This is a genomic window from Gilliamella sp. Fer4-1 (assembly GCF_001690515.1).
In the GTDB taxonomy this organism is placed as follows: Bacteria; Pseudomonadota; Gammaproteobacteria; order Enterobacterales; family Orbaceae; genus Gilliamella; species Gilliamella apicola_C.
On sequence record NZ_LZGZ01000303.1, the window covers coordinates 1 to 8,989 of the forward strand.

Genomic DNA, 8,989 nt, shown 5'->3' on the forward strand with positions numbered 1-8,989 from the left:
AAAGAGGGAAAGCATTTACCGATAAACATGGTGGTTTTGATAAAGTCGAAGTAGCACCTGCAGAATATACCAATGATGAAAAAACAATGGCTAAAGTACAAATTAGCGTTTCTTTCAAAGATAATACTAAAAAAGATGAAAAAAACATCTCATTAATCAAAGTTGATGGTAAATGGTTAATTAATATGAAAATATAAATTATAGCTAATGTTAATTGTTATGTTAGAAATGATAAAAGGGTAAAATTTTACCCTTTTTAATTGTGAAACAATTTTGATGAAATATTACCGTTTCTTTCCTATTATTTTTCTCATGCTGATAAATTTTGCATTTGCTAATCAGCTTGCTTCTTCTTCCAATCAAACCATTGAATTGCCTTATTCTATAAAAGTAGGAGACTGGGTTTTTAGGAAAGGTATACAAACCGATAGTTTTATTGTCAATCAGTTAGGTGGCGGTGATTTCTCACATATTGGTATGATTATATCAATTCAACCAGAGATTAAAATTATCCACGCTACAACAAGTGATGATAATAATCGCCTCAATCAAGTAATTGTGTCAACCTTAAACGAATTTATTACTCCTGAATTAGCTGAAAAATATGCTATAGCAAGACCTAATTTTTTGTCTGATGTGCAGCGATCGCAAATTGTCAATGATCTTTTAATCAAACAAGGTGAAGCTTTTATATTAGCACCAAGAGAACAACCCCATCTTTATTGCACAACATTACTTTTTGATTCTATTATTAAATTCCAACCTGATTTTAATGTTGAATGGAAGTATACTCATTTTCCAACATTAAGTGGTTTTTATCTCTTTCCCCAAGCATTTGCAAATTATCCCAATATTACTTGGATCTATAAATATCCATAAAACGCATGGTGGTTTATGGCTCTCTGCGCCAGAGTTTGCGCATTTACCCGTTAAAAGGGGCAAGAAATACTATCGCCACACTCTACAATAAACTAGTTCGTTATTATCTTTTCCAATTTAGAATTGGCGTAACCCATTTTTCAATGGTTAAACAACTGATGTTAACACGTTGATAATGATGGTGATTTTTTTATGGTGTAGCCGCTATATTCCTTGATCACAATAAAGTATTCGTTTTGTTTTTTGTAGATTACTCTACATTAGTATCTCATATAACCGTAAACAAGCGATGACTAAACTATAAAAGGCTATAAAAACTTATTAGCAAATGATCTACAAAAACAGGCGACTTAAGTATATACTCTTTATTAATTTAATTAGCTTTATCATAGTGTAAGTTAGTTGCAATTAATGCCATTATCAGTATTAATCTTCATCAATATTTTTAAGGATCATTTAGCATGATTATAGGTAATATCAATCATTTAAGGTTAGTTCCTTATCTTCCAGAAAAAATAAAACAGTCAATTGAATATATTAAAGATAACGTGAATAGGAATACTCCTATAGGGCGTTATGATATTGATGGCGATAAAATGTTTTTTATGGTATCGGATAATTCTCCACGTCACATCAACGAGGCTAACCCAGAATATCATGAAAAATATATTGACGTTCAGATTGTTTTAGAAGGACAAGAAGGAATGGCAGTGTGCACGTTACCGCCTCACACAACAATTTTAGATGATAAATTAACAGAAAATGATATTGCTTTCATTGAAACACCGAAAGAAGAAACCATATTAGTTTTACAACCAAACGATTTTATTGTATTTTTTCCTCATGAAGTGCATAAACCACTTTGCGCAATTGATGGCAAAATGGTGACTGTTCGTAAAGTTGTGGTAAAAATTGCATTTGATTATTTAAATTTAGAATAAGGATCTTAGGTAAATATTATGGCAACAAAAATTGCGGTTATTGGCGAATGCATGATCGAACTTTCAATGAGACAAGATTCGACTACACGAGGCTTTGGTGGTGATACACTTAATACATCTGTTTATTTGTCACGTTTATTAAAAGATAATGTTTTTTCAATTTATTATGTCACAGCGCTTGGCACTGATCCTTTTAGTCAAGAGATGTTAAATTGTTGGCAAAAAGAAAATATTCAAACGGAATTAGTACAAAAAATGCCTAACAAACTGCCTGGGCTTTATTCTATTGTTACTGATGAACAGGGCGAAAGATCATTTTATTATTGGCGCAATGATGCTGCCGCTAAATTTTGGTTGAAATCATCTGAGGCAGATAAAATCATTCAACAAATTACTCAGTGTGATTATGTCTATTTGAGTGGTATTAGTATTGCCATTTTAGATGCTGAAAGTATTGTTAAATTATTAGCACTTTTAAAACGTGTTAAATCTCATGGCGGTAAAGTCATCTTTGATAATAATTTCCGTCCACATTTATGGAGTAGCCTTGAATTAGCTCGTAGTGTTTATGCCGATATTTTATCCTATACAGATATTGCATTTTTAACGTTAGATGATGAAGATTTGTTATGGGGTAAGTTGCCTTATGAGCAAGTCATTGAACGTACAAAGCAGTTTGGCGTTACTGAAATTGTAATCAAACGTGGCAGTGATAGTTGTATTATTGATTCTGCTGAAGGTCGTTTCGAAGTTCCAGCTAATAAAATAGCAAAGGAAAATGTAATTGATACCACAGCAGCTGGTGATTCGTTTAGTGCTGGTTATCTTGCTGCCCGTTTAAACGGAAAGAATCCAACACAGTCAGCATTGCAAGGCCATTTAGTTGCTGGTACAGTTATACAATATCGAGGGGCAATTATTCCCGTTGATGCCACACCTAAATTAATCAATTAAATTTGCAAAAAAGCGGTCATTAATGACCGTTTTTATTCATGTTATAACAAATAAGTGCAACAAGTATTTTGTTAAAATTTTCAGAAAAATTAGTGTTTGAGTATAAAAACACTTAATTAATGCATTTCTCTATATAGTAGTATATTTAATTAAATGCCACTGGTATAATATACAGTTGGTTTTCTATTCATTTAGTTTAAAAACACATATAAGAAGAGATCTATGTCAATCAAAGATATCGATATTCGTGGTGCGCGAACGCATAATTTAAAAAACATTAATGTAACCATTCCAAGAGATAAGCTAGTTGTAATTACTGGTCTTTCGGGATCGGGCAAATCTTCGTTAGCATTTGATACTCTATATGCGGAAGGTCAACGACGTTATGTTGAATCTTTATCGGCATATGCTCGTCAGTTTTTGTCACTAATGGAAAAACCTGATGTAGATCATATTGAAGGCTTATCCCCTGCTATTTCGATAGAACAAAAATCAACTTCGCATAATCCCCGTTCGACAGTTGGAACTATCACTGAAATTTATGATTATTTACGATTGCTTTTTGCCAGAATTGGGGAGCCTCGTTGTCCAAATCATCACTTACCATTAGCGGCTCAAACAGTATCACAGATGGTTGATAGTATTATGGCGTTGCCTGCTGAAAATCGTTATATGTTACTTGCACCCGTTGTCACAGAGCGCAAAGGTGAGTTTGTTAAATTATTTGAACAACTTGCTGCCAGTGGATATATTCGAGTAAGAGTAGATGGTGATGTCTATGATCTTTCAGATCCCCCTTTACTTGAATTACAAAAGAAACATACCATTGAGGTTGTGGTAGATCGTTTTCGTATTCGTGATGATTTAAAACCTCGTCTTGCTGAGTCAATTGAGACAGTGCTTTCAATCACTAATGGCATTGTTAAAGTAGCAAATTTGGATGATCCGCAAGCCCAAGAACATTTGTTCTCGGCTAATTTTGCTTGCCCTATTTGCGGTTATAGTATTTCGGAGCTAGAGCCACGATTATTTTCATTTAATAACCCAGCGGGTGCATGTCCTGAGTGTGATGGATTGGGTATACAACAATATTTTGATTCAAAACGGATTGTGCAGATGCCAGAAGTTTCCTTAGCGGCTGGTGCAATTAAAGGTTGGGATCGCCGCAACTTTTATTATTTTCAGATGCTAAAATCATTAGCTGAACATTATAAATTTGATATTGATAAACCATATGAAAAGCTACCACAAAAAATAAAAGATATCTTATTGAATGGCTCAGGTAGCACTGAAATCCAATTTGTGTATACAAATGACCGTGGTGATGTGGTTAAGCGTAAACACCCGTTTGAAGGTATTCTTAATAATTTGGCGCGTCGCTATAAAGAAACAGAATCGCAAACTATCCGCGAAGAGCTAGCAAAATATATTAGTCATCGGCCTTGTCCTTGCTGTGATGGTTCAAGATTATGTACAGCAGCAAGAAATGTTTTTATAAATGATACTAATTTACCGACAATTAGCGATTTAAGTACGCAACAAGCTAAAAACTTTTTTGATAAATTGTCATTGACTGGGCAACGAGCACAAATAGCCGAGAAAATATTAAAAGAGATCAACGATCGTTTACAATTCCTGATTAATGTTGGTCTTAACTATTTAACGCTTTCACGTTCAGCAGAAACTTTATCAGGTGGTGAAGCCCAACGCATTCGATTGGCTAGTCAAATTGGAGCAGGGCTTGTTGGGGTGATGTATGTACTTGATGAGCCATCTATCGGTTTGCATCAACGCGATAATACCCGCTTGATTGACACATTAACGCATTTACGTGATTTAGGTAATACTGTTATTGTGGTTGAACATGATGAAGAAGCTATTATGGCTGCTGATTATGTCATTGATATTGGACCTGGTGCTGGTGTACATGGTGGTGAAGTTGTAGCACAAGGTACGCCAAAACAAATTATGGCATGTAAAACCTCTTTAACAGGGCAATATTTATCTGGAAAAGAACAAATTGAAATTCCAGCTGATCGCACTAAAGTTGATAAGAAAAAAATGTTATCGCTTATTGGTGCAACGGGAAATAATCTCAAAGATGTTACATTAAATATTCCTGTTGGATTATTTACCTGTATTACTGGGGTATCAGGATCGGGAAAATCAACTTTAATTAATGACACCTTATATCCATTAGCTCAAAATGAACTTAATGGTGCAGAAAAAAGCGATATAGCACCGTATAAAGCGATTAAAGGGCTTGATTATTTTGATAAAGTCATTGCCATTGATCAAAGCCCAATTGGTCGTACACCTCGTTCTAATCCTGCAACATATACTGGATTTTTTACATCGATCCGTGAACTTTATGCTGGTGTACCAGAATCGCGTGCTAGGGGCTATACACCTGGTCGATTTAGCTTTAATGTTAAAGGTGGACGTTGTGAGGCTTGTCAAGGTGATGGATTAATTAAAGTTGAAATGCACTTTTTACCCGATATTTATGTGCCTTGTGATCAGTGTCATGGTGCCCGTTATAATCGTGAAACCTTAGAAATCAAATATAAAGGTAAGTCGATTAACGAAATTTTAAATATGACCGTCGAAGAAGGTCGTGAATTTTTTGATGCAGTACCGATGGTATCACGCAAGCTACAAACATTGATTGATGTTGGATTGTCTTATATTACTATTGGGCAATCAGCGACCACATTATCGGGCGGTGAAGCACAACGTGTAAAGCTTGCAAAAGAGTTATCTAAACGAGATACAGGTCGAACTTTATATATATTAGACGAGCCAACAACTGGTTTACATTTTGCTGATGTGAAGCAATTGCTAGCACAATTACATTCATTGCGAGATAAAGGAAATACCATTGTTGTTATCGAGCATAACTTGGATGTGGTTAAAACTGCTGATTGGATTGTTGATTTGGGTCCTGAAGGAGGTAATGGTGGCGGTGAAATTATCGCTGAAGGCACACCAGAAGAAGTGGCAAAATCTAAACAGTCCTATACGGGAAAATATTTAAAACCATTGTTAGAAAAACAAAAAGTCAAATAGCCAAGTGCTATTACTTCTACTCAAAACATATAAGATGGGCGAAATATAACGCCCATTCTTTGCATTATTCAAATGAAGAGTTCAACAATGGCAAATATTCATCCCACCGATATTCTCTAATCGGCATAGGATTAGCATTTTTTAAATATAAAACTAACGCAGGTTTAATACCATTCCAATCATCAACAAATTCATACCTAACAAGATCGCCATTCTTGATTAACTTCTTCGCTTTCGCATGATAATTAAAGTAGCTCATAGTTAATATTGATAATATTATGATCGCCAAATTGAAAAATAAATGAAACCCAATAAAATAGAAAAATGATTAATTTAAATGGAGGCGCGTCCCGGAGTCGAACCGAGGTAGACGGATTTGCAATCCGCAGCATGGCCACTCTGCCAACGCGCCTTAGTGGTCTGTCTGAATAGGCTGTAAATAGTAGCACTGCCTTGAATAATCGTCAAGATTAAATAGATTATAATTACAGCAATCACGTTGTTTTTAACTTATTTTTTTATAACCTAATTATTCGTGGCAAAAAATCTAGTGGTTCAATATATTTAAATAAAAATAATCTTCAAAGTTAATTAATAATAATTACAGCCTTATAACAATGATGTAAATAATAAAAATTACAAAATATTCCTTATGTTATCAAATAACTTTAAGCAGTGTAACTACCACCTAAAATAGTACAGCAAAAAAGTAGCTATTGATGCCCCTTTCTCATGATCGGCAGAATTTTCATAATTAGAGCCCCTCTCGTCTTTGCATATGTAAAAAACATACTAATTAATATCGCGCGCTTACTGTCGTAACTAGCACTCTTGCTTTTAACTTCTCACAATATTACCGTAATACATCAAGCGTTATTTCCGACAATAATAACTTTTCGAATTTCGGTGCAACATCTCTATTAATTATCCCGCTAGTAACATCATGCGTTCTATCTGTATAATCAACATCCGCAAACCAACGTTCTAGTCAATAACCAAACACGTCATTATTCATGATGGTTTTCTAAGTTGCTTTCCCTCGCAGAGAAATATTATTTGCCAATATTCTTTAACTTCTAGTAATTTATCTCTAGCTTCAGATAGTGAAATTTCACCCTGTTTTCCAAACATCATTATTTCTCTTCTTTCGTTAATACGATAATCATAACGAAGCACTATTGTCTCCGTTTTTAATACTACAACATACAAACAGTCAGGGTCTGGAATTTTATACTACTTATCTTTAGGTTTTATTCATTTTAGCTTTGTTTCTGTTAACATAAAACACCTCGATACCGTCAGCATTGTCGGTACTTTTGATAAGATGTTTATATCAAACGTTAATACTATCAACATTACCGACAAAAAATATAAGCTAAAATGAGAAGATATAAGATTGATTGAGGCTAAAAAGCCTTGTTATACAAGGCTTAATATTAATAAAAAAGACTATAATAAGATCCTATAAGATGGATTGCAATTACTCCCATTCTATCGTCGCAGGGGGCTTTCCACTTATATCATACACAACACGCGATATACCGTTGACTTCGTTGATTATACGGTTTGATACGCGTCCTAAGAAGTCATAAGGTAAATGAGCCCAATGAGCTGTCATAAAGTCGATAGTTTCAACGGCACGCAGTGAAACAACCCAATCATATTTACGCCCATCGCCCATCACACCAACAGAGCGTACCGGTAGAAATACGGTAAACGCTTGGCTTACTTTGTGATATAACTCGGCTTTGTAAAGTTCTTCGATAAAGATAGCATCGGCCTTGCGTAATAAGTCACAATACTCTTTTTTTACTTCACCAAGCACACGAACGCCAAGACCTGGGCCTGGAAATGGGTGGCGATAAAGCATATCATAAGGCAAGCCCAGCTCTAAGCCCACTTTACGTACTTCATCTTTAAATAATTCTCGTAGGGGTTCAACTAAGCCCATTTTCATATCTTCAGGTAAGCCACCAACATTATGGTGTGATTTGATCACATGTGCTTTACCTGTATCGGCAGCAGCAGATTCAATAACATCAGGATAGATTGTACCTTGAGCTAACCATTTTACATCTTTTAATTTTGCTGCTTCTTCATCAAATACCGCAACAAATTCACGACCAATAATTTTACGTTTAGCTTCAGGATCAACTTCGCCTTTTAATGCAGTCATAAAACGCTCTTCAGCATTAACCGCGATAATATTCAAACCAAATTTATCGCCAAACATGTCCATTACTTGTTGTGTTTCATTTAAACGTAATAAACCATGATCAACAAAAACACACGTTAACTGATCACCTATTGCTTGGTGTAATAATAACGCAGTAACGGATGAATCAACACCGCCAGATAAGCCTAGTAGTACTTTATCTTTGCCAACTTTCTCTTTTATACGCTCTACCGCATCGGTAATAATTGAAGATGGCGTCCATAATTTTTCACAATGGCAAATATCAATTACAAAACGTTGCAATAGTTCAAAGCCTTTCACTGTATGAGTGACTTCTGGATGGAATTGCACACCATAAAACTGTTTTTCATCATTTGCCATAATCGCATATGGGCAAGTTTCTGTTTGACCGATTAAGGTAAAAGTATCGGGTAATGATGTGACTTTATCACCATGACTCATCCAAACATCAAGTTGCTCAGTACCCGCATCGCTTATACTATCTAAAATGCCTTCAGTTAATTTAGATTTTGCAACAAGATCAACTTTCGCGTAACCAAATTCACGCTGATTAGAAGCGGTAACTTGTCCCCCCTGCCCTACTTGAATTGCCATCGTTTGCATACCATAACAGATCCCAAGTACAGGTACGCCAGCATTAAAAACATATTCAGGTGCTCGTGGGCTATTTTGCTCGGTAGTGCTTTCTGGTCCACCGGATAAAATGATACCTTTAGGATTGAATTTTTTAATTTTTTCTTCTGACACATCCCATGGCCAAAGTTCACAATACACACCAATTTCACGAATTCTGCGAGCAATTAATTGGGTAACTTGCGAACCAAAATCAAGAATTAAAATACGCTGCTGGTGGATGTCTTTTTTCATCAATTTTATTCCTAAACTATGAACTAATACAAAATTAGGCTGATATTGTACCATTTACCAATTAAATTGAGAGTATTAATTA

At 35.1% G+C, this 8,989-nt stretch carries 8 protein-coding genes and 1 tRNA gene; 5 read left to right on the top strand and 4 right to left on the bottom strand.

Features of this window, described 5'->3' with window-relative positions:
- The 5 genes from A9G30_RS10345 to uvrA form a co-directional block, all read left to right on the top strand.
- On the top strand, positions 1 to 197 hold a 197-nt coding region (locus A9G30_RS10345; RefSeq protein ID WP_141672080.1), incomplete at its 5' end, for a DUF4878 domain-containing protein.
- A 79-nt stretch (positions 198 to 276) separates the two neighbouring features.
- Complete coding sequence (locus A9G30_RS10350; protein WP_065580517.1) at positions 277 to 879, top strand: hypothetical protein; 603 nt, start codon at positions 277 to 279, stop codon at positions 877 to 879.
- 461 nt (positions 880 to 1,340) lie between these two features.
- Complete coding sequence (locus A9G30_RS10355; RefSeq protein ID WP_065580791.1) at positions 1,341 to 1,820, top strand: YhcH/YjgK/YiaL family protein; 480 nt, start codon at positions 1,341 to 1,343, stop codon at positions 1,818 to 1,820.
- A 15-nt stretch (positions 1,821 to 1,835) separates the two neighbouring features.
- Complete coding sequence (locus A9G30_RS10360) at positions 1,836 to 2,774, top strand: sugar kinase (protein WP_442903270.1); 939 nt, start codon at positions 1,836 to 1,838, stop codon at positions 2,772 to 2,774.
- 228 nt (positions 2,775 to 3,002) lie between these two features.
- Positions 3,003 to 5,843, top strand: a complete 2,841-nt coding sequence (gene uvrA / locus A9G30_RS10365) for an excinuclease ABC subunit UvrA (protein WP_141672082.1) — start codon at positions 3,003 to 3,005, stop codon at positions 5,841 to 5,843.
- A gap of 64 nt (positions 5,844 to 5,907) precedes the next feature.
- Here uvrA and A9G30_RS10370 read toward each other — a convergent pair whose 3' ends face one another.
- From A9G30_RS10370 to guaA, 4 genes are all read right to left on the bottom strand, one after another.
- Positions 5,908 to 6,102 (bottom strand): thermostable hemolysin delta-VPH, encoded by a 195-nt coding sequence (locus A9G30_RS10370; RefSeq protein WP_065581761.1) that lies wholly within the window; start codon positions 6,100 to 6,102, stop codon positions 5,908 to 5,910.
- Positions 6,103 to 6,181: 79 nt separating this feature from the next.
- A tRNA-Cys gene (locus tag A9G30_RS10375) sits at positions 6,182 to 6,255 on the bottom strand.
- A gap of 599 nt (positions 6,256 to 6,854) precedes the next feature.
- On the bottom strand, positions 6,855 to 7,070 hold the full coding sequence (locus A9G30_RS12740) for an Arm DNA-binding domain-containing protein (protein WP_335340074.1): 216 nt from the start codon (positions 7,068 to 7,070) through the stop codon (positions 6,855 to 6,857).
- A gap of 253 nt (positions 7,071 to 7,323) precedes the next feature.
- On the bottom strand, positions 7,324 to 8,907 hold the full coding sequence (gene guaA / locus A9G30_RS10380; protein WP_065588906.1) for a glutamine-hydrolyzing GMP synthase: 1,584 nt from the start codon (positions 8,905 to 8,907) through the stop codon (positions 7,324 to 7,326).
- Between the last annotated feature and the right edge of the window lie 82 nt (positions 8,908 to 8,989).